The sequence below is a fragment of the Micromonospora sp. NBRC 110009 genome (assembly GCF_030518795.1).
GTDB lineage: Bacteria > Actinomycetota > Actinomycetes > Mycobacteriales > Micromonosporaceae > Micromonospora.
This window is the reverse complement of record NZ_CP130427.1, coordinates 5,998,116-6,017,945: the sequence shown is the minus strand read 5'-3', so window position 1 is coordinate 6,017,945 and position 19,830 is coordinate 5,998,116. Positions and strand designations below refer to the sequence as shown.

Genomic DNA, 19,830 nt, shown 5'->3' with positions numbered 1-19,830 from the left:
GTCAGCTCGCCGCCTCTCCGCCGATCGCCGCCCCGGTCAGCTCCCCGTAGCGGCGTACCACCTGTTGGCTGGTGCGTAGATCGGCCGCGCCCTCGGCGATGCCGGTCAGCGGACGCGTGCCCGCGGTCACCATCGCGTGGAAGGCGACCAGTTCCTGCTCGAACGCCTCGGTCACCGACCGGAACTGCGCCCGCCGCTCGCCGCCCTCGTGCCGGTCCACCGCCGTCAGGATGGTCGGCGCGTTGAGCAGGTACGGCGACGGGAAGACCAGCTCCAGCGCACCCCGGGCGTGGTGCAGGGTGACCGTCTCCCGGTAGGCGGGGCAGTCGGGCAGGCTGAGCCAGCGGATGCCGTACCGGCCGCCGGCGGGCAGCCGGCCGGAGATCTCCACCGACGGCTCGGCCGGCCCGTCCGGCAGCGGCCAGGTCGCCACGTGGTCCACCGTGGCCGGTGCCCCGCTGAAGAGCCGCAGCAGCGACAGGTCGTGCGAGATGCTGTTGATCAGGATCTGGTAGAGGATGCGCGCCCCGGCGTCCCCGCCCACCGCGGCGTCGAGCAGCCGCGCGTCGGCCTCCCGCAGCCGGGCCACCGCCGCGTCCGGCAGGTCCCGCGGTGCCGGGGGCAGGTTGGCGAAGGCGAGCTGCTGGTCCCCGGCGGCGTGCAGGACGGTCACCTCGACCGCGTGCACCGCCGCCGCGCCGCCGATCGCCTCCAGCAGCCGGGCGGCCTCGGCGACCGCCGGGTCGTACTGCTTCATGTAGCCCACCATCAGCCCGGCGTCGGCCTCGGCCAACCGGTCCGCCTCGGCCAGGGTGTAGGCGAGCGGCTTCTCGCAGAGCACCGGCAGCCCCTGGCGCAGCGCCGTCGCGGCGAGCTCACCGTGCGACCCGGAGGTGGCCAGCAGCACCGCGTCGCAGCCGCCCGCGTCGAGCATCGCTCCCGCGTCGGTGTGCCGGCGGGCCGGCTCGACGCCGTACCGGTCGCCCAGCTCGGCCAGCCGGCCGGGGGAGAGGTCGCTGAGCGCGACCACCTCGAACAGGTCGGCGCGGCGCTGCAGCAGGGGCAGGTGCACGGTACGGGCGATCACGCCCAGCCCGGCCACCGCGATCCGGATCCGCTTGCCCGGCTCGGTCATCGTCGCACCTCCTCCAGCCACCGCAGGTTGGCGCGCTGGTCCGCCCGGATCCGGTCCAGGTCCCGGCCGTGCGCGGGCGCGTCCTGCTCGATCACCAGCCAGCCGGCGTAGCCGGTCTCGTCCAGGCCGTGCAGCACCCCGGCGAGGTCGACGTCGCCGGCACCCAGCGCGCAGAACCCGCCGGCCGCGACCACCTCGGTGAGCCCGCCGCCGGCGTCCCGGACCCGGCGGTGCACGCCCAGGTCGGCGCCCTTGAGGTGCACCTGCCCGATCCGCCCCGCCCACCTGCGGACCGCCGGTACCGGATCGCCGCCGGCCAACGTCAGGTGCCCGGTGTCGAGGCAGATCGCCACGTCGGTGAGTTCCAGCAGCCGGTCCGCCTCCGCCTCGGTCTCCACCAGGGTGCCCAGGTGGTAGTGGAACACCGGTTCCAGGCCCCGGTCGCGGCAGCGGTCGACGGCCTGCTGCACCCGGGCGGCGAAGCCCGGCCACTCGCTCGCCGGCAGCGCGGCGGCCAGGTCCGGCGGGGTGCCGGGACGGGCCATCCGGGCCGGATCGCCCGGGCAGGCCAGGGTCGGGCGGGGCGCGAAGCGCGGGTCGTCGACGGCGACGGCGGTGAACACGTCCAGCGCCGCGTCGAGCTGGGCCAGGTCCGCGGCGAAGCCGTCGGGGTCGGCGAAGCGCAGGTCGACCCAGCCGCCGGCGAGCCCGATCCCGGTGTCGGCCAGCCGGCGGCGCAGCGTCGCGCCGGTCCCCAGGTAGCCGATCGGCCCGGAGTCCACGCCGGTGTAGCCGTCCGCGGCGAGCGACGCGAGCAGGTCCTCGGCGTCGACCTCGGGGTCGGTCGGCTGGTAGATGCCGTAGTTGACCGGGGCTCCGGCCACTCTGGTACGTCCGGTCAGCTGCACAGTGCGATCACCTCCATGCGGTGGGACTCCAGGACGTGCAGCCCGTCGGCGGCCGGCAGCAGGCACCGGTCGCCGTGCACGACCCGGTGCCGCCCGTCCGGGTAGCCGAGCAGCGCGCCGTCCGCGCCCAGGGCCAGCAGCTCGTCGCCGAGCCGCAGCAGCAGGGGCGCGTCGGGGCCGGCGGAGACCGCGGTGCGGCCGGCGGCCAGGGCGTCGCGGACCGCGGCCTCGTCGGTCGGGTCGCCGTCGACGAGCGCCCAGGTGGTCGGTGCGCCGGGCAGCCCGTCCGCGCCGGGCCGGTGGAAGTCGCTTCCCCCGATCGGTACGACGTCCGGTCGCCACGCCCGCGCCCACGCGAGCGGGGCCCCCCAGGTGCGGTCCCACCAGCCGGAGTGCCAGACCTCGACGAGCCGGGTGCGGGTGGTCACCGGCTGCCGCCAGGCGCAGTCGCCGCCGAGCGGGTGGTTGATGGACAGCAGCCCGCCGGCCCGCTCCACCGCGGGCAGCCAGTGGTCGGCCGGTTCCCGGAAGTCCACCCAGCCGATCGGCCCGAAGGCGTTGGCGTGCCCCCGGTCGGTGGTCACCTCCTGCCCGGGGACGAGGGTGATCCCGTACCGGTGCGCCGACCCGGGCAGCCAGGGGTGGTGGCTGACCGTGTTGTGGTCGGTGACGGCGAGGAAGTCCAGCCCCCGGGAGACGGCGAGGGCGGCCAGCTCGTCGATGGTGTAGTTGCCGTCGCTGTGCACGGTGTGCGCGTGCAGGTCACCGGCGAGCCACCGCCGGCCGTCCACCTCGGGCAGCGCCGGGCGGGGCGGGCGCTCGGGCCGGGGCGGCTCGGGAGGCTCCGCCGGCGGGGCGGGCACGCGGGTGCCGGTGGTGGCGGTGACCTCGTACGGGAGGCCCTCGGGCGGGATCCGGTGCAGCCGCAGCAGCACCTGCCACTCGCCGGGCTCCAGCGCGCCGGGCAGGTAGCCCGGGGTGGCCCAGTCGGCGGTGATGGTGAAGCCGTCGCGGGCCCCGCCGGACCAGCCGCGGAAGCCGTCCGGCCCCAGGCAGCCGAGGTCGAGCACGCCCGCGTCGCGGGAGTGGTCGAGCCGTACGGTGAGCGCGGCGGTCCCCGGGGCCACGGTGACCGGCAGGGCCCGCAGGATGCTCTCCGCGCGGTCCGGCAGCGTCCAGGTCCCCCGGTGCGTGACCATGGTCAGGCGTCCGCCGCGACGCCGGTCCGCGGTGCCGGCACCGGTGGCGCCGCCGTCCCGGTCACCAGCTCGCCGTCCCGGTAGATCAGCGAGCGCCCGGGCCGGGGCACCATCCAGCCGGTGTCGCCGGGGGCCGGCTCCCGCCCCTCCGGCACCACGACCTGCACGCTCGTCGTCGCGTCGCCGTCGGCCGGCACGTCCACCGACACCAGAGAGAAGCTGCCGAGATTCTCCACCACCACGACCTGGCCGGTGAGTGCGCCGGGGACCGGCTCGGGGGAGTGGTCGAGGTATTCGGGCCGGATGCCGTAGACCACGGTCTCGGCCTCGGTGAGCACGCCGCGCGCCTCCTCCGGCACCGGCAGCCGCACCCCGGCCACGGTGAGGTCGTCGCCGTCCACCCGGGCCGGGATCAGGTTCATCGGGGTCGAGCCGATGAACCCGGCCACGAAGGTGTTGGCCGGGCGGCGGAACACCTCGGTGGGGGTGCCGACCTGCCGGATCCGGCCCCCCTCCATCACCGCGATCCGGTCCGCGAGGGCGAGCGCCTCGGCCTGGTCGTGGGTGACGAAGACGGTGGTGACACCCAGCTCCCGTTGCAGCCGCTTGAGGAACGTGCGCGCCTCCAGGCGCAGCCGGGCGTCCAGGTTGGACAGCGGCTCGTCGAGCAGGAAGACCTGCGGGTGGCAGGCCATCGCCCGGGCCAGGGCGACCCGCTGCTGCTGGCCGCCGGAGAGCTGCCCCGGCCGGCGGTCCAGCAGCGCGGACAGGCCCAGCTCGTCAGCGGTCTCCGCGGCCTTGTCCTGCCGGGCGGCCCGGCCGACCTTCTTGATCCGCAGCGGGTACGCGATGTTGTCCCGCACGGTCATGTGCGGGAAGAGCGCGTAGTCCTGGAAGACCATCGCCACGTCCCGCTGCCCCGGCGGCAGGTTGGTCACCACCCGGTCGCCGATGCGCACCGTGCCCGCGGAGGCGAGTTCCAGGCCGGCGATGGTGCGCAGCAGGGTGGTCTTGCCGCAGCCGGACGGGCCGAGCAGGGCGAAGAACTCGCCGTCGGCGATCTCCAGGCCGAGGGCGTCCAGGGCGCGTACCCCGTTGGGGTAGACCTTGGTCAGCTCGCGCAGGGTGATGGCGGACATCAGCGCTTGATCCCTCCGTGGAAGCGGAACCCGTACCTGCTGCTGACGAAGACGAACATCAGCGCCACCGGCAGCGAGTAGAGCAGCGAGAAGGTGGAGAGCAGCCGCAGGTCGGCCTGGCCGCCCTCGGTGTAGAGCGTGTACATGATCACGGCGGCGGGCCGCTTGTCCGGGCCGAGCAGCAGGAACGGCACCAGGAAGTTGCCCCACACGTTGGCCACCGCCCACACCCCCACGGTGGCCAGGCCGGGCCGCACCACCGGCACCACGATGTGCCGCATGATCTGCAACGGGCTGGCGCCGAAGACCCGCGCCGACTCCTCGTACGACGTGGGCGTGGCGTCCATGAAGTCCTTGAGGATGAAGATCGCCGCCGGGAGCAGCCCGCCGGTGAGGATCAGGATGACGCCGAGCCGGGAGTCGATCAGGTTCACCCGGACGGCCAGCTCGAACAACGGCACCATGGTGGCCGTGCCGGTCACGATCGACGACAGCAGCAGCAGGCCGTAGAGCAGCGCGTCGCGGCCCGGCACCCGCACCCGGCTCAGCGCGTACGCGGCCAGCGCGGCGAAGACCACCACCAGCAGGGCGGTGCCGCCGGCCAACCAGACCGAGTTGAGCAGCGAGGTCAGCGCGTACGGGTTGTCCAGCAGGGCGCGGAAGTTGTCCAGGGTGAACTGCGGCAGCGAGATGCCGATCGTCGGGGTGTCGTCGAACGGCGCGGTGGCCAGCCAGAGCAGTGGCAGCGCGAAGAACGCGAGCACCAGGCAGAGGAACACGTAGCGCCCGACGCGGGCCAGCACATGCCGCACGGCCACCCGCGCCCCGTCGTCGGTCCGGGCGACCACGGTGCTCATGCCCGCTCCTTTCGCCGGCCCAGCATGCGCAGGTAGATCAGCGCGATGACCAGGTTGATCAGCAGCATGATGAACGAGATGGCGGCGCCGAAGCCCAGCTCACCGCCGGAGAGCGCCACCTTGTAGACGTAGACCGCGAGGATCTCCGAGCGCTGCTCGGGGCCGCCGGCGGTGATCAGGAACGGGGTGAAGTCGTTGAACGTCCAGAGGCTGATCAACAGCAGGTTGGTCAGCACGTGGCCGCGGATGCGCGGGAACACCACGTCGCGCAGCTGCTGCCAGGTGGACGCGCCGGCCAGCCGGGCGGTCTCCAGGTGCGACCGCGGCACGTTCTCCAGCGCGGCGGCGTAGAGCATCATCGAGAAGGCGGTGCCCCGCCAGGTGTTGAAGATGATGATCGACAGCATCGGGTGGTCGAGCAGCCAGGCCGCGCCCGGCGTGTGGAGCAGGGCGTTGAGCGTGCCGGCGTCCCGGTCGAGCAGGGCGATCCAGAGGAAGGCCACGACCGAGCTGGGCAGAATCCAGGAGAGCAGGATGAACGCCTCGACCACCCGGCGCAGCGGGCCCCGCCGGTCGCGCAGCGCGAAGGCGATGGCGAAGCCGAGGCCGGCCTGGCCGATCACCGCCGAACCGAGCACGAACTGCAGCGTCAGCAGCAGCGAGGTGCGGAAGCGTTCGTCGCCCAGGGCATTGGTGTAGTTGTCCAGTCCGACGACCTCCGCGTGAGCCGCGGCCAGCCCGGTCAGCCGGTAGTTGGTGACGCCGAGGTAGATCGTCCAGGCGGCCGGCAGCACCAGGAAGAACAGGATCAACAGCATGCTTGGGACGAGGAACCCGGCCGCGCCGGCCCGGCCCAGCCCGGCGGCGTCGGGGGCGGGGGAGGCGCCCGTCTCCGGGCGCGCTCCCCCGACCGTCTCGTCAGGACGAGACGTTACCTGGACCACCGACGATCCCCTCGACCTTCTTCTGGTACGCCGAGGCCGCCTCGTCGGCGCTCTTGCCCGACGCCGCGGCCGCGGTCGCCTCCTGCAGCGCCACCGACACCTGCGGGTAGACCGCCAGCGGCGGCCGGTACGCGGTGAGCGGCAGCACCTTCTCGGCGACGAAGTTCAGCATCGGGTCGCCGGCCAGCACCTCCTTGTTGACGTCCGTGCGGGAGGTGATCCGCGCGTCGCCGGCAAGCTGCGCCTTGGTGGCCTCCGCCGAGTGCATGAACGCCAGCAGCTCGAACGCCTGGGACGGGTACTTCGAGTTGGGGTTGAGCACGTCGACACCGCCGCCGGACATGCTCACGAAGTCCTGGCCCCGGATGCCGGCACCGGGCTGCTTGGCCGGGATCATCGCGTACCCGACCGTGCTGTCCCGGTCGGCCATCTTGGCGATGCCGTCCTTGGGGTTGATGACGCTGCGCCAGAAGTAGTCGCCCTCGGCCAGAATGCCGATCTTGCCGGCGGCGAACTCCTGGAACGACTTGTCCCGCCCCTTGGCCTCCTGCTGCAGCTTCGGGTCGCCGAGGCCGCCGCCGTAGACCTTGGTGTAGAAGTCGAGCAGGTCCTTGACCGGCTGGTTGGCGCCGGCCCACTTGCCGTCCTTCCAGATCTCCCCGCCGGCGCCGACGAGCAGCGGCAGTGCACCCTGCATGGTGGTCGCCTCGCCCATCGCCGTGCCGGCGTTGATCTGGATCGGGGTCACCCCGGGCAGCGCCTTGAGCTTGGTGCCGGCGTCGAGGATCTCCTGCCAGCTCTTCGGCTGCCAGTCGGCGGGCAGGCCCGCCTGGGCGAACAGCTTCTTGTTGAAGTAGAGCACCCGGCCGTCGGTGCCCTGCGGGATGCCGTACCGCTTGTTCTCGAACGTGCCCAGGCCCTGCACGCTCTGCGGGATCTGCGACCAGCCGTCCCACTTGTCGGCCTGGTCACCGGCCAGCTCGGACAGCGGCTTGAGGTAGCCGGCCTGCACGAACTCGCCGACCCAGATGCCGTCCACGGAGACGACGTCGGCGCCGCCCTTGGACCGCAGGTCCAGGGCCAGTTTGGTCTTGTACTGCTCGTCGTCGACGCCGCTGGGCACGAACGTCACCTTGGCGGTGACGCCCTTCGCCTTCTGGGCCTCGACGAACTTGGGGATGACCCAGTTCTGGATCCATTCCGCGCCGGTGGAGTTCTTGCCGCCCACGATGGAGTTGGCGGCGATGGTGAGGGTGATGTTCTTGGCGTCCTTGCCGGCCGGCTCGTCGGAGCCACCGCAGGCGGTGGCGGCGAGCGTGACGGCGGTGAGCGTGGCGAGCACGCCTGTGACGCGTCTCGGCGTGACTGACATGGGTTGTTCCCTTCGCAGAGGTGACTTCGAAGAGACTCGCGGGTCGCCCCGCCGGCCGCAGATTCCACACCGGCGGTGCTTGTCGGCCACAATGTCATGACAGCCTGACGACGTAAATACCTGTCACTGAAATCAGTGGGAAACATCCACCGTCACCGCTCGGCGACGGTCACCTCCAGCGCGTACCGGGAGGCCCGGTAGATGTGCGCGCCGTGTTCGACGTGGCGGCCCTGGTCGTCGTAGGCGGTGCGGGCCATGGTCAGCAGCGGGGCGTTGCGCCGCTCGCCGAGCATCTGCGCCTCGGCGGCGGTGGCGGCCCGCGCGCCGATCCGCTGGTGGGCGCTGCGGACCCGCACCCCGGCCGCGCGCAGGATCGCGTACAGGCCACGGGTCTGCAGGGTTTCCAGGGAGAGCCGGACCGGTTCGAGTGGCAGCCAGTTCTCCATCACCGCGAGGGGCTCGCCGTCGGCGAACCGCAGCCGGCGCAGGTGCTGCACGGGGCTGCCGGCGTCCACCCCCAGCGCGGCCGCCACCGCCGTCGGGCAGGCCACGGTGGCCAGTTCCAGCACCGAGGTGGACGGCTGCCGGCCGGCCCGGGCGAGGTCGTCGTGCAGGCTGGTCAGCTCGACCGCGCGGCGGACCTCGCCGCGGATGACCTGGGTGCCCACGCCCCGGCGCCGCATGATCAGCCCCTTGTCCACCAGGTGCTGAATCGCCTGCCGGACGGTGGGGCGGGACAGTCCCAGCCGGTCGGCGAGCTGCAGCTCGCTGTCCAGGCGGTCGCCGGGGGAGAGGTCACCGCGCTGGATCGCGGCGGCGAACTGCTCGGCGACCTGGAAGTAGAGCGGGACCGGGCTGCTCCGGTCGATCACGATCTCGGGGCCGGTCACGGGGACCTCCTCGTCACGGCTGCCCAGGGGTGGGGGGTCGCGATGCTGGCGCCACTGTACCCAACCGGTCACGGAGCAGAGTCTGACGGATGTCAGGACAACACATTGACACAACTCACGGCCACTGTTACCAATCAATGACCAGGTTCGAGCCGGTGGTCACGCCGTCGCCGGCCCGGCGGAAGGACGCCGCATGCTCGACGTGCTCACCATCGGCCGGGTCGGGGTGGACATCTATCCACTGCAGATCGGCACGCCGCTGGCCGAGGTCGAGACCTTCGGCCGGTTCCTCGGCGGCAGCCCCACCAACGTCGCCGTCGCCGCCGCGCGGTACGGCCTGCGCGCCGGCGTGGTCACCCGCACCGGCGCGGACGCCTTCGCCGACTACGTGCACCGGGCGCTGCGTGACTTCGGCGTCGACGACAGCCAGGTACGGCCCGTCGACGGGCTGCCCACCCCGGTGACGTTCTGCGAGATCTTCCCGCCGGACCATTTCCCGATCTGGTTCTACCGCACACCGACCGCACCGGACCTGCAGATCCACGCCGACGAGCTGGACCTCGCCGCGATCACCGGGGCGCGGATCCTCTGGCTCACCGGGACCGGGCTGTGCCAGCAGCCCAGCCGGGACGCGCACGCCGCGGCGCTGGCCGCCCGCGCCGGGCGCCCGCACACCGTGCTGGACCTCGACTACCGGCCGATGTTCTGGCCGGACCCGGCCGCCGCGACCGCCGCGTACGCCGACGCGCTGCCGCACGTCACCGTCGCCGTCGGCAACCTCGACGAGGTGGCGGTGGCGGTCGGCAGCCGGGACCCGGAACGCGCCGCCCGGCTGCTGCTCGACCGCGGCCCCCGCCTCGCCGTGGTGAAGCTCGGGCCGGCGGGCGTGCTGGCCGCCACCGCCGAGGAGACCGTCCGGGAGCCGCCCGTGCCGGTCGACGTGGTCAACGGCCTCGGCGCCGGGGACGCCTTCGGCGGCGCCCTCTGCCTGGGGCTGCTGCGCGGCTGGCCGCTGGCCCGGACGCTGCGCTTCGCCAACGCGGCGGGGGCCATCGTCGCCTCGCGGCTGGCCTGCTCGTCCGCCATGCCCGACGAGGCCGAGACCGAGGCGCTGGTGGCGCGGGCGGTGCCGGCCCCAGCGACGGAAGGAGAGCGGTGAGCACCGAGTACGAGGCACTGACCCTCACCCGAGCGCACCGGCCGCAGGCGATCGCCGAGGCGGCGGCCCGGCGGACCCGCCGACCGTGGCCGGACCACGACCGGCCGCTGTTCGTCATCGCGGCCGACCACCCCGCCCGGGCCGCCCTCGGGGTGCGGGACCGGCCGATGGCCATGGCCGGGCGCACCGACTTGCTCGACCGGCTGCGGCTCGCCCTGTCCCGACCGGGGGTCGACGGGGTGCTCGGCACCCCCGACATCCTCGAGGACCTGCTGCTGCTCGGGGCCCTGGAGGACCGGCTGGCGATCGGTTCGATGAACCGCGGCGGCCTCTCCGGCGCCGCGTTCGAGCTGGACGACCGGTTCACCGCCTACGACGCGGACACCATCGCCGCGATGGGTTACGACGGCGGCAAGATGCTGTGCCGGATCGACCCCGACGACCATGGCACGGCCTCCACCCTGCAGGCCTGCGCCCGGGCGGTCAGCGCGCTGGCCGCGCACCAGACGGTGGCCATGGTCGAGCCGATGTGGGTGGGCCGCGCGGACGGGCGGGTGCGGGTCGACCTGACCCCGGAAGGGGTGATCAAGAGCGTGAGCGTCGGGCAGGCGCTCGGCACGACCTCGGCGTACACCTGGCTGAAGCTGCCGGCGATCGACGAGATGGAGCGGGTGATGGCCGCGACCACGCTGCCGGTGCTGCTGCTCGGCGGCGATCCGACGGAGGCGCCGGACGTGGTCTACGCCCGCTGGCAGCGGGCGTTGCGGGTGCCCGGCGTACGCGGCCTGGTGGTCGGCCGGGCGTTGCTCTACCCGCCCGACGACGACGTGGCCGCCGCGGTCGACCTGGCCCACTCGCTGCTGCCCACGAGGCAGCAGGCATGAGCTGGCACCTGCCGTGGGGCGCGACCGCCCGGGAGCCCTGGGCGCTGGAGGTCACCCCCGAGCGGGCCGGCTGGACGTACGCGGGCCTGCGGGTGCTGGTCCTGCCCGCCGGCGGGGAGGTCACCTTCCCCACCGGCGGCGAGGAGATGCTGGTCCTGCCGCTGGCCGGGACCGCCACCGTGCACTGTGACGGGATCAGCCTCAGGCTGGCCGGCCGCAGCTCGGTCTTCGCGGCGGTCACCGACTTCGCGTACGTGCCGAGGGACGCCACGGTCACGATTCGCGGGCAGGGGCGCTTCGCCCTGCCGGCCGCCCGGGCCACCCGCCGGCTGTCGCCGCGCTACGGCGCCGCCCGGGACGTGCCCGTCGAACTGCGCGGCGCCGGCCCGGCCAGCCGGCAGGTCAACAACTTCTGCGCCCCGGACGCCTTCGACTGCGACCGGCTGGTCGCCGTCGAGGTGCTCACCCCCGGCGGCAACTGGTCGTCGTACCCACCACACAAGCACGAGGACGACCGCGTCCACGACGACGGCGGCGTCGAGGCGGCGCTGGAGGAGATCTACTACTTCGAGGTGTCCGGCGCGGCGCCGGGCGACGCCGGGCCGGTCGGCTACCAGCGGGTCTACGGCACCGACCGGCGGCCGATCGACGTGCTGGCCGAGGTGCGGGCCGGTGACGTGGTGCTCGTCCCGCACGGCTACCACGGGCCGTCGATGGCCCCGCCCGGCTACCCCCTCTACTACCTGAACGTGCTGGCCGGGCCCGGCCCGGCGCGCACCATGGCGTGCGTGGACGACCCGCGGCACCACTGGATCCGGGCCAGCTGGGCCGACCAACCGGTCGACCCCCGGCTGCCCCTGACCCGACCGGGAGGCGACTGATGCGCAGGTTGACCGTGGCGCAGGCGGTGGTGGCGTTCCTCGCTCGGCAGTGGTCCGAACGCGACGGGCAGCGCCGCCGGCTCATCCCGGCCTGCTTCGGCATCTTCGGCCACGGCAACGTGGCCGGCCTCGGCGAGGCGCTGGCCGGCGCCGCCGCGGCGGGCGTCGACCTGCCGTACCGGTTGTGCCGCAACGAGCAGGGCATGGTGCACACCGCCGCCGCGTACGCCCGGATGACCGACCGGCTCAGCACCCTGGCCTGCACCACCTCCATCGGCCCCGGTGCCACCAACCTGGTCACCGGCGCCGCCGGAGCCACCATCAACCGGTTGCCGGTGCTGCTGCTGCCCGGCGACCTCTTCGCCACCCGCCCGGCCAGCCCGGTCCTGCAGGAGCTGGAGGACACCCGCTCGTACGACGTCAGTGTCACCGACGCGCTGCGCCCGGTCAGCCGCTACTGGGACCGGATCAACCGGCCCGAGCAGTTGCCGGCGGCACTGCTGGCGGCGATGCGGGTGCTCACCGATCCGGTGGAGACCGGCGCGGTCACCCTCGCCCTGCCGCAGGACGTGCAGGCCGAGGCGTACGACTGGCCGGAGGAACTCTTCGCCGACCGCACCTGGCACGTGCCCCGCCCCCGACCGGACGAGGCGGCGGTGCGGCGGGCGGCCGAGCTGGTCACCGCGGCCCGCCGTCCGGTGCTGGTGGCCGGCGGCGGGGTGATCTACAGCGGTGCGACCGACGCGTTGCGCGGCTTCGCCGAGCGGCACGGCGTACCGGTGGTGGAGACCCAGGCCGGCAAGGGCGCGCTCCGCTACGACCACCCGCTCTGCCTGGGCGCCGTCGGGGTCACCGGCACCGACGCGGCCAACGCCGTCGCCGCGGACGCCGACCTGGTGATCGGCGTCGGCACCCGCTACAGCGACTTCACCACCGCCTCCGGCACCCTCTTCGGCGACGCCCGGTTCGTCAACCTCAACGTCACCGGCTTCGACGCGGCCAAGCTGTCCGGGACGCAGCTGGTCGGCGACGCCCGGGAGGGCCTCGCCGCCCTGGACGCGGCCTGCGGCGACTGGGCGACCGCGGCCGCGTACCGGTCGACGGTCGCCGACCTGGCCGCGCGGTGGACGGCGGTGGTGGACCGGAACCGGCAGGCCGGACCGGAGGCCGCGCCGACCCAGTCGGCGGTGATCGGCGCGGTCAACGACGCCGCCGGCCCCCGCGACGTGGTGGTCTGCGCGGCCGGGTCGATGCCGGGCGACCTGCACAAGCTGTGGCGCAGCACCGATCCCAAGGCCTACCACGTCGAGTACGGCTACTCCTGTATGGGCTATGAGATCGCCGGCGGCATCGGGGTGAAGCTGGCCGCGCCGGACCGGGAGGTCTTCGTCCTGGTCGGCGACGGCTCCTACCTGATGCTGCCCAGCGAGCTGGTCACCGCGGTCGCCGAGGGCGTCAAGCTGGTCGTGGTGCTGGTCGACAACCAGGGCTTCGCCTCGATCGGCCGGCTGTCCGAGAGCGTGGGCGCGCAGCGGCTCGGCACCGCCTACCGCGACCGGGCCGGTGGGCCGCTGCCGGTCGACCTGGCGGCGAACGCGGCGAGCCTGGGTGCCGAGGTGATCCGGGCGACCACCATGGCGGAGCTGCGGGCCGGGCTGGGCGCGGCGAGGGCCGCCGACCGGACCACCGTCGTGTACGTCGCGACGGACCCCATGGAGCCCGGGCCGGAGGGCGGCGCGTGGTGGGACGTGCCGGTCGCCGAGGTGTCCAGCACCGAGCCGACACGGGCCGCCCGGGAGGCGTACGAGACGGGGCGGAAGGCGCGCCGCGCGCGTCTCCACCCCGGCTGAGCGAGCCCGGAACGACCGCCCATCGTGGACACGGGCACCGGCGACGAGCTGGCCGTCCGTCGGTCCCGGCCGCCTGCCATCGACCGTGATCATCGTTAGAATCGCCGGATGCACCGGTCCCGCGTCTACGCCCTGATCCTCGACGCTCCCCGGCGGTCGGCGCCCGACGCCGTCGCCTTCTGGTCCGCGGCGCTCGGGTCGCCGCCGCGGGTCGACGCCGCCGAGCCGCAGTTCACCGGCCTGCCCGACGTGGTCCCGGACCTGGTCACCGCGGTCCAGTCGGTGGACGACGCACCCCGCTACCACGTGGACATCGAGACCGACGACCTGGCCGCCGAGGTGGACCGGCTGGTCGGGCTCGGCGCCACGCCCGTCTCCCGGTGGCAGGACTGCCAGGTGCTGCGCGCCCCCGGCGGCCACCTGCTCTGCGTGATTCCGGTGGCCAGCGCCCCGGAGCTGTTCGCCGCGACCGCCCGCCGCTGGGACTGAGCCCGATCGGTGCGGCGGCCCCGCCGCGCCGGGCGGGCGCGGGCGCGGGCGGGGCCGCCCAGTGGTGCGTACCGTCAGGCCGCTGCACGGCGCCGCTCAGCCCGGGCGGCGCACCGATGCGGATCCCCGGCATGCCGGGGCGTGGCGGGACCCTGCCGGGCGTACCCGGGACGGAAGAGCCGGCCGGAGCGGAGCTCAGGCCGCGGAGGTGACCGCCAGCTGCTCGTCGCCGGCCGGCCGCGCGGCGGCTTCCACCGGCGCCGCCGGGACCAGGTCGCTGGACCAGCCGGTCGGCGAGGGGGCCGGCAGCGGGGCCCGCGCGGCCCGCAGCCCCTCCTGCGCGCTGTTCCAGGCGGCGCAGGGCCAGGCCGCGCCGACGCAGCTCGGGCTGACGCAGACCCGCTCGTCGTCGGGCTGGTGGGCGTCGGCCACGGCGGCGGCCAGGCCCCACAGCAGCGGGTCGGACACCTCGGCCGGTCGGTCGGCGCGGTCTGTGCTGGCTTCGGACATGGTTGTGAGTCCCCCTCTTCGAGCGGCCCCCACCTTTTCCAGCGCGTCGGCGCGCCAAACCTCCTCGCCGCGACTTTTTCCGGGCTCGCGGCTCGCCCGGGGTCGGGCATAGGCTGATCGACGTGGCGCGGTACTACGACCTACACCCGGACAACCCCCAACCCCGGGTGCTCCGGCAGGTGGTCGACCTGCTTCGCGACGGCGGCCTGATCGCCTATCCGACGGACTCCTGCTACGCCCTCGGCTGCCAGCTCGACAACCGCGCCGGGGTCGACCGGATCCGGGAGATCCGCAAGCTCGATGACCGGCACCCGTTCACCCTGGTCTGCGCGGACTTCGCCCAGCTCGGCCAGTTCGTCAAGGTCAGCAACTCGATGTTCCGCCTGGTCAAGGCCTGCATCCCGGGCAGTTACACGTTCATCCTGCCGGCCACGGCCGAGGTCCCCCGACGGCTGCAGGACCCGCGCCGGCGGACCGTCGGGGTGCGCGTGCCGCGGCACACGGTGACCCAGGCGCTGCTCGCCGAGCTCGGCGAGCCGCTGCTCTCCAGCACCCTGCTGCTCCCCGGCGAGGAGGAGCCGCTGACCCAGGGCTGGGAGATCAAGGAACGGCTGGACCACCAGGTCGACGCGGTGGTCGACGCGGGCGAGTGCGGCCTGGAGCCGACCACCGTGGTCGACCTGTCCGGCCCCGAGCCGGAGATCCTGCGCCGGGGCGCCGGGGACACCGCCCGGTTCGAGTAGCGATTCGCCGTTCCACCCCACCGTGCCGCCGCGGTGGGGCACCGTGGGTCGCGGCGGGCGGGTGACGGGAGTACGACGTGAGCGCACTCGTGCTGATCGCGGTGCTGGGCGCCACCGTGCTCATCGGCACCACGATCGGTGGCCGGTACAGCGTCGCCCCACCCGTGCTGCTCATCTCCATGGGTGCCCTGCTCGGCCTGCTGCCGCCGTTCCACCAGGTGGTTCTCAAGCCGGACGTGGTGCTGCTCCTCTTCCTTCCTGCCATCCTCTACCGGGAGAGCCTGGTCATCAGCCTGCGCGAGATCCGGGCCAACCTCGCCGTGATCGCCCTGCTCGCCGTCGCCCTGGTGATCATCACGATGGTCGCCGTCGCGTACGCCGCACAGGCCCTCGGGGTGGAGCCGGAGGCGGCCTGGGTGCTCGGCGCGGTCCTCGCGCCCACCGACGCCGCGGCCGTCGCCGGGCTGGCCAAGCGGATGCCGCGCGGAATCCTCACCACGCTGCGCGCGGAGAGCCTGATCAACGACGGCACGGCCCTGGTGCTCTTCGCCGTCACCGTCGGGGTGATCGCCGGCGGGGCGCTCCCCGGGCCGCTCGCCCTTGCCGGTCAGTTCGTCGGCAAGTCCCTCGGGGGGATCGCCGCCGGGCTGCTCGTCGGCTGGGCGGTCATCTTCATCCGCAAGCACGTCGATGACCCGCTGCGCGAGGGCGGGCTGAGCATCCTCACCCCGTTCGTCGCCTTCCTGCTCGCCGAGGTGATGCACGCCAGCGGAGTCCTCGCGGTCGTGGTCGCCGGCCTGGTGCTCTCGTACGCCGGGCCGCGGGTGATCCGGGCCCGATCCCGGATCACCGCGTACGCGTTCTGGGACCTCTCCACCTTCATGATCAACGGCAGTCTCTTCGTGCTGCTCGGCATGCAGGTGCCCCGGTCGTTGCGCGCCATCACCAGCCACTCGCCGACGCAGTCGCTCGCCATCGCGGTGCTGATCGCCCTGGTCGTGACGGCCGTCCGGATGGCCTGGGTGCACCTGTCCGTGTCCGCCCTGCAGGGCATCGACCGGCGGGAGTTCCGCCAGGCCCGCCGCTTCGACGCGCGGGTCCGCACCGCCGCCGGCTGGGCCGGCTTCCGGGGCGCGGTCTCCCTCGCCGCCGCGATCGCCGTCCCGGTCACCACCCACGCCGGTACCCCCGTGCACGAACGCGACCTGATCATCTTCGTCACCGTCGTGGTGATCGTGCTGATCATGCTGGTGCAGGGCACCACCCTGCCCGCCGTGGTCAAGTGGGCCAGGCTGATGGGCGACGAGGAACGCGAACACGAGGTGCGGTGGGCCCGGATCCGGGCCACCGAGGCCGCGCTGGCCGCGCTGCCCCAGGTGGCCGCCGACCTCGGCGCCTCGCCGGACGCCGTCGAACGGCTCCGCTCCGACTACCAGGACCACCTGGAGGACGTCCGCGCGCCGCGGACCGAGGAGACCGAGGAGGAGCGCGAGATCGCCCGCCGGCTGCGCCTCAAGGTGCTCGACCACAAGCGGCGGGAGGTCAACCGGCTGCGGGACAGCAACCAGATCGACGACGCGGTGCAACGCCAGTTGCAGGCCGCGGTCGACATCGAGGAGATCCGGCTGCTCGGCCCGGAACCGGAGGATTGACCCGCTCCCCCGGGGGGCGCGGGCTCAGTTCGAGCGGTCGTCGAGGAAGTCGAGGGTGACGGCGGCGAACAGCGGCGAGCTGAAGATGCTGTAGTGGGTCAGCCCGGGCAGGATCGCGAGCGCGTGGCCGCCCTTCGGCCGGCCCTCGTTCATCCAGCCACCGTCGCGCAGCCCGCCGTCGAGGAGCTTGAACACCTCGACGTAGTGGCTCGGTGGGGCCATGTCCGCGTCGGCGGCGACGATCATCGTCGGCACCTGGAGACCGCGGATCTCCTCGGTGAGGTCGAAGTCGCGGGCCATCAGCTCGCCGATCTTGTCCAGCAGCCGGGGGAAGTCCTCCGGGCGCGGGGCCACCCGCTGGTACAGCTGGTACATCGGCGTGTCCTTCATGAACTCGGCCGCGGCGCCGGTCACCTGACCCTGTTGCGCGCGCATCTCGGCGTAGATCGCGTCGGACCAGGCGTGCGCCGAGGCGGCGACGAGCCGGCCGACCTTGGCCGGGTGCCGCACCGCCGCGCGCAGCGCCACCCCGCCGCCGAGCGAATAGCCCACGAGGTTCGGCCTGTCCAGCCCCAGGTGATCGACGAGCGCGGCGATGTCGTCGGCCATGGACTCCAGGTCGAGCGGTCGGTCGATGTCGGCGGTACGGCCGTGTCCCTGCAGGTCGACGGCGATGACCTGGTGCCGTGCGGCGAGCGCGGGCAGGACCGGGCCGAACATCTCACCCGACCCGAGCCCGCCGTGCAGCAGGATCAGCGGCCGGCCGGCGCCGTGCGTCTCGTAGTAGAGGTTGATGCCGTTGACCTCGGCGTACCGGCCGGTGCCCTCGACGTCGGTGGTCCAATCGGTGGCGGTCACGCTGGTGTTCCTCCATCCTCACTGGTGGTGCGACTTCGGTGCAGACCTCGCCGATCCCCCGGGAACTCGTCGAGCGGGCGGCCGGCGGGGCCGCGGGCGTCCGCCTCACCCTATGCATCCGTCCCGCCACCGATGCGCTGCCGCGCCGGGGCGGCGGTTCAGGAGAAGTGCGTCTCCGGTCGGCTCAGCCGCTCCCCGGCGACGATCAGGTCGACCTTCTCGTTGTAGAAGGCCACCAGCCCGGCGATCGGCAGCAGCGCCCCGGTGGGGAAGTCGTACGACCAGGCTAGGTCCTCGTGCACCGCGTCGCCGACGTGGACCGACCACCAGGCGCTGGTCCGGCCCTTGTACGGGCAGGCGGTCCGGGTCGCCGACGGGGCGAGGTGCGCGAAGTTCACGTCGGTGCGGTTCAGGTAGTAGCGCGTGGGCAGGCCCGTCTCGAAGACCAGCACGGGCGACGTCGACTCGGCCAGCACGGTACCGTCCAGCTCCACCCGGACCCGGCGGGTGGAGCGCAGCGCGTCCACCCGCGCGTACGGGTTGCGGGGGTGGACGAAGACCTCCTCGTCCTCCTCGAACCAGGCGTCCAGCGCGGCCCAGTCGAACCGGACCGTGTCCGCCAGCCCGGGCAGCGCGTCGTCGCCGTACCACCGCGCGCAGGCGTCCCGGGTGGTCCCGCCGGCCAGCAGCCCGTACACCCGGGCGCAGCCGCGCCGGGACTCCTCGGTGCGCTGCTCGTCGACGAGGAGGTCCCGGCGCACGTCGGCGACCGGGACGTAGTACTGCGGGTAGAAAGGCCACTCCCACACGTACCGCGCCCGGGTGGTGTCCAGCACCGGCTCACCGGCGAGGAACGCGCGGATCCGGCGGGGCACCGGCTCGATCCGGTCGACGGGCGCGATCGCCTTCGGGTAGTCGGGCACGGGTCCTCCACTGCTGGGGCGTCAACGGTGCAACGATCGGAGCGACCCCACGTGCACGCCCGGTGTGAGCTGGGGCACCTTTTCCCGCACCGGGAATCAGATCACCCATCGGCGCTTTTGCTGCCAGGTGTGAGCGTTGCAGAGCTGCCCGTCCCGACGGAGCGTGACCCCGTGACCGCCGTCGCCGACCCGATCGAGACCCCAGGTGACCTGATGAGCCGCCGGCAACGTCTGCGGCTCGTCCTCGTTCTCGGCTCGCTGATCGCGATCGGGCCGCTGACCATCGACATGTACCTGCCCGCGCTGCCGGCCATCACCGCCGACCTGCACACCACGTCCGCGGCCGTGCAGCTGACCCTGACCGGCACCCTCGCCGGCCTCGCGCTCGGCCAGCTGCTGATCGGCCCGCTCTCCGACGCCGTGGGCCGGCGGGTGCCGCTGCTCGCCGGCATCGGTCTGCACGTGCTGGCCTCGGTGCTGTGCGTGGTCGCGCCGACCATCCAGGTGGTCGGCGTCCTGCGCGTGCTGCAGGGGCTGGGCGTCGCGGCCACCTCGGTGGTGGCCATGGCGGTCGTGCGCGACCTGTTCAGCGGCGCCGCGTTCGCCCGGCTCTTCTCCCGCCTGATGCTGGTGATGGGGGCCGCCCCGATCCTCGCCCCGACCCTGGGCAGCGGGCTGCTGCGCTGGTCGGACTGGCGGGGCGTGTTCGCCGCCCTCGCGGTGTTCGGCGTGCTGCTGGCCGCGGTCGCGGCGGTCGGGCTCCGGGAGACCCTGCCGCCGGCGCGGCGCCGCCACGGAGGCGTGGCCGCCACCGTCCGGGACTACCGCGCGCTGCTGCGCGACCGGACGTTCGTCGGTCTCGTCCTGGTCGCCGGCCTCGCCATGGCCGCGCTCTTCGCGTACGTGGCCGGTTCGTCGTTCGTCTTCCAGCAGCGGTACGGGCTCGACGAGCAGGAGTTCGGGCTCGCCTTCGGCGCGGGCGCGGTCGGCCTGATCACCGCCACCCAGGTGAACGTGCGGCTGCTGCGCCGGTACTCGCCGCAGCGGATCCTCGTCACCGCGCTCGGCGTCGGCGCGGCGGCCGGGCTGGTGCTGCTCGGCTTCGCCGCCACCGGCGTCGGTGGGCTGGCCAGCATCCTGGCGTCGCTGTGGCTGGTCCTCGCGGCCGCCGGCCTCGCGCTGCCGAACGCGCCGGCCCTGGCGCTGTCCCGGCACGGGGAGGCGGCGGGCACCGCGGCGGCGTTGCTCGGCGCGGTGCAGTTCGGCGTCGGGGCGTTGTCCGCGCCGCTGGTCGGTGTGCTCGGCACCGGCAGCCTGGCGATGGCCGCGGTGGTGGCCGGCGGCATGCTGACGGCGCTGACCGTGCTGCTCACCGTCGTCGGGCGCGCCCGGCTGTCCGACGTCGAGCCGGCCGTGGTCGCCGTGCCCGCACACTGA

General features: G+C 73.8%; 19 protein-coding genes. 8 read left to right on the top strand and 11 right to left on the bottom strand.

What is annotated here, in order from left to right; all coding sequences use genetic code 11:
* Nucleotide 1: 1 nt before the first annotated feature.
* The 8 genes from Q2K19_RS28495 to Q2K19_RS28460 form a co-directional block, all read right to left on the bottom strand.
* Complete coding sequence (locus tag Q2K19_RS28495; protein ID WP_302765201.1) at nt 2–1,135, bottom strand: Gfo/Idh/MocA family protein; 1,134 nt, start codon at nt 1,133–1,135, stop codon at nt 2–4.
* On the bottom strand, nt 1,132–2,043 hold the full coding sequence (locus tag Q2K19_RS28490; protein ID WP_302765200.1) for a sugar phosphate isomerase/epimerase family protein: 912 nt from the start codon (nt 2,041–2,043) through the stop codon (nt 1,132–1,134). Before Q2K19_RS28490 ends, Q2K19_RS28495 begins: the two co-directional genes overlap by 4 nt.
* The gene (locus Q2K19_RS28485; RefSeq protein WP_302765199.1) at nt 2,034–3,242 is read right to left on the bottom strand and encodes a CehA/McbA family metallohydrolase; all 1,209 of its coding nucleotides are present in this window, start codon (nt 3,240–3,242) and stop codon (nt 2,034–2,036) included. The genes Q2K19_RS28490 and Q2K19_RS28485 overlap by 10 nt, the downstream gene beginning before the upstream one ends.
* A 2-nt stretch (nt 3,243–3,244) precedes the next feature.
* A complete protein-coding gene (locus tag Q2K19_RS28480) occupies nt 3,245–4,381 on the bottom strand; it encodes an ABC transporter ATP-binding protein (protein ID WP_302765198.1) in 1,137 nt (378 codons plus the stop codon).
* The gene (locus Q2K19_RS28475) at nt 4,381–5,238 is read right to left on the bottom strand and encodes a carbohydrate ABC transporter permease (protein ID WP_302765197.1); all 858 of its coding nucleotides are present in this window, start codon (nt 5,236–5,238) and stop codon (nt 4,381–4,383) included. Before Q2K19_RS28475 ends, Q2K19_RS28480 begins: the two co-directional genes overlap by 1 nt.
* On the bottom strand, nt 5,235–6,182 hold the full coding sequence (locus Q2K19_RS28470; protein WP_302765196.1) for a carbohydrate ABC transporter permease: 948 nt from the start codon (nt 6,180–6,182) through the stop codon (nt 5,235–5,237). Before Q2K19_RS28470 ends, Q2K19_RS28475 begins: the two co-directional genes overlap by 4 nt.
* On the bottom strand, nt 6,157–7,554 hold the full coding sequence (locus tag Q2K19_RS28465; RefSeq protein WP_302765195.1) for an extracellular solute-binding protein: 1,398 nt from the start codon (nt 7,552–7,554) through the stop codon (nt 6,157–6,159). Before Q2K19_RS28465 ends, Q2K19_RS28470 begins: the two co-directional genes overlap by 26 nt.
* 152 nt (nt 7,555–7,706) lie before the next feature.
* The gene (locus Q2K19_RS28460; RefSeq protein WP_302765194.1) at nt 7,707–8,444 is read right to left on the bottom strand and encodes a GntR family transcriptional regulator; all 738 of its coding nucleotides are present in this window, start codon (nt 8,442–8,444) and stop codon (nt 7,707–7,709) included.
* 193 nt (nt 8,445–8,637) lie between these two features.
* Between Q2K19_RS28460 and iolC the strand changes: the two genes are divergently transcribed.
* From iolC to Q2K19_RS28435, 5 genes are all read left to right on the top strand, one after another.
* Nucleotides 8,638–9,603: a 5-dehydro-2-deoxygluconokinase gene (iolC, locus tag Q2K19_RS28455; protein ID WP_302765193.1), complete on the top strand. Its 966-nt coding sequence runs from the start codon at nt 8,638–8,640 to the stop codon at nt 9,601–9,603.
* Nucleotides 9,600–10,487, top strand: a complete 888-nt coding sequence (locus tag Q2K19_RS28450) for a Cgl0159 family (beta/alpha)8-fold protein (RefSeq protein WP_302765192.1) — start codon at nt 9,600–9,602, stop codon at nt 10,485–10,487. Before iolC ends, Q2K19_RS28450 begins: the two co-directional genes overlap by 4 nt.
* A complete protein-coding gene (iolB, locus tag Q2K19_RS28445; protein WP_302765191.1) occupies nt 10,484–11,368 on the top strand; it encodes a 5-deoxy-glucuronate isomerase in 885 nt (294 codons plus the stop codon). Before Q2K19_RS28450 ends, iolB begins: the two co-directional genes overlap by 4 nt.
* Nucleotides 11,368–13,218: a 3D-(3,5/4)-trihydroxycyclohexane-1,2-dione acylhydrolase (decyclizing) gene (gene iolD / locus Q2K19_RS28440; RefSeq protein WP_302765190.1), complete on the top strand. Its 1,851-nt coding sequence runs from the start codon at nt 11,368–11,370 to the stop codon at nt 13,216–13,218. Before iolB ends, iolD begins: the two co-directional genes overlap by 1 nt.
* 108 nt (nt 13,219–13,326) lie before the next feature.
* A complete protein-coding gene (locus Q2K19_RS28435) occupies nt 13,327–13,707 on the top strand; it encodes a VOC family protein (protein ID WP_302765189.1) in 381 nt (126 codons plus the stop codon).
* A gap of 195 nt (nt 13,708–13,902) precedes the next feature.
* Here the strand turns inward: Q2K19_RS28435 and Q2K19_RS28430 are convergent, their stop codons facing one another.
* Nucleotides 13,903–14,217 carry a hypothetical protein gene (locus Q2K19_RS28430; protein ID WP_302765188.1) on the bottom strand — a complete coding sequence of 105 codons (315 nt, stop codon included), beginning with the start codon at nt 14,215–14,217 and terminating at the stop codon, nt 13,903–13,905.
* Nucleotides 14,218–14,339: 122 nt separating this feature from the next.
* Between Q2K19_RS28430 and Q2K19_RS28425 the strand changes: the two genes are divergently transcribed.
* Both Q2K19_RS28425 and Q2K19_RS28420 read left to right on the top strand, forming a co-directional pair.
* Nucleotides 14,340–14,960 (top strand): L-threonylcarbamoyladenylate synthase, encoded by a 621-nt coding sequence (locus Q2K19_RS28425; protein ID WP_302765187.1) that lies wholly within the window; start codon nt 14,340–14,342, stop codon nt 14,958–14,960.
* 77 nt (nt 14,961–15,037) lie between these two features.
* On the top strand, nt 15,038–16,612 hold the full coding sequence (locus Q2K19_RS28420) for a Na+/H+ antiporter (RefSeq protein WP_302765186.1): 1,575 nt from the start codon (nt 15,038–15,040) through the stop codon (nt 16,610–16,612).
* Nucleotides 16,613–16,636: 24 nt separating this feature from the next.
* On the opposite strand, the gene Q2K19_RS28415 is transcribed toward Q2K19_RS28420, so the two are convergent.
* Nucleotides 16,637–17,470 carry an alpha/beta fold hydrolase gene (locus tag Q2K19_RS28415; protein WP_302765185.1) on the bottom strand — a complete coding sequence of 278 codons (834 nt, stop codon included), beginning with the start codon at nt 17,468–17,470 and terminating at the stop codon, nt 16,637–16,639.
* Nucleotides 17,471–17,628: 158 nt separating this feature from the next.
* Entirely contained in the window at nt 17,629–18,393 is a 765-nt protein-coding gene (locus tag Q2K19_RS28410; RefSeq protein WP_302765184.1) for a DUF427 domain-containing protein, read from the bottom strand.
* A gap of 171 nt (nt 18,394–18,564) precedes the next feature.
* On the opposite strand from Q2K19_RS28410, the gene Q2K19_RS28405 reads away from it, so the two are divergent.
* Nucleotides 18,565–19,830, top strand: coding sequence for a multidrug effflux MFS transporter (locus tag Q2K19_RS28405; protein ID WP_446839752.1), 1,266 nt, complete (start codon nt 18,565–18,567; stop codon nt 19,828–19,830).

Bases quoted from the DNA above. Each gene is read 5' to 3' on its own strand.
- Q2K19_RS28495 (WP_302765201.1), bottom strand. From the start codon at position 1,135: ATGACCGAGCCGGGCAAGCGGATCCGGATCGCGGTGGCCGGGCTGGGC.
- Q2K19_RS28485 (WP_302765199.1), bottom strand. From the start codon at position 3,242: ATGGTCACGCACCGGGGGACCTGGACGCTGCCGGACCGCGCGGAGAGC.
- Q2K19_RS28480 (WP_302765198.1), bottom strand. From the start codon at position 4,381: ATGTCCGCCATCACCCTGCGCGAGCTGACCAAGGTCTACCCCAACGGG.
- Q2K19_RS28475 (WP_302765197.1), bottom strand. From the start codon at position 5,238: ATGAGCACCGTGGTCGCCCGGACCGACGACGGGGCGCGGGTGGCCGTG.
- Q2K19_RS28465 (WP_302765195.1), bottom strand. From the start codon at position 7,554: ATGTCAGTCACGCCGAGACGCGTCACAGGCGTGCTCGCCACGCTCACC.
- iolC (WP_302765193.1), top strand. From the start codon at position 8,638: ATGCTCGACGTGCTCACCATCGGCCGGGTCGGGGTGGACATCTATCCA.
- iolB (WP_302765191.1), top strand. From the start codon at position 10,484: ATGAGCTGGCACCTGCCGTGGGGCGCGACCGCCCGGGAGCCCTGGGCG.
- iolD (WP_302765190.1), top strand. From the start codon at position 11,368: ATGCGCAGGTTGACCGTGGCGCAGGCGGTGGTGGCGTTCCTCGCTCGG.
- Q2K19_RS28435 (WP_302765189.1), top strand. From the start codon at position 13,327: ATGCACCGGTCCCGCGTCTACGCCCTGATCCTCGACGCTCCCCGGCGG.
- Q2K19_RS28430 (WP_302765188.1), bottom strand. From the start codon at position 14,217: ATGTCCGAAGCCAGCACAGACCGCGCCGACCGACCGGCCGAGGTGTCC.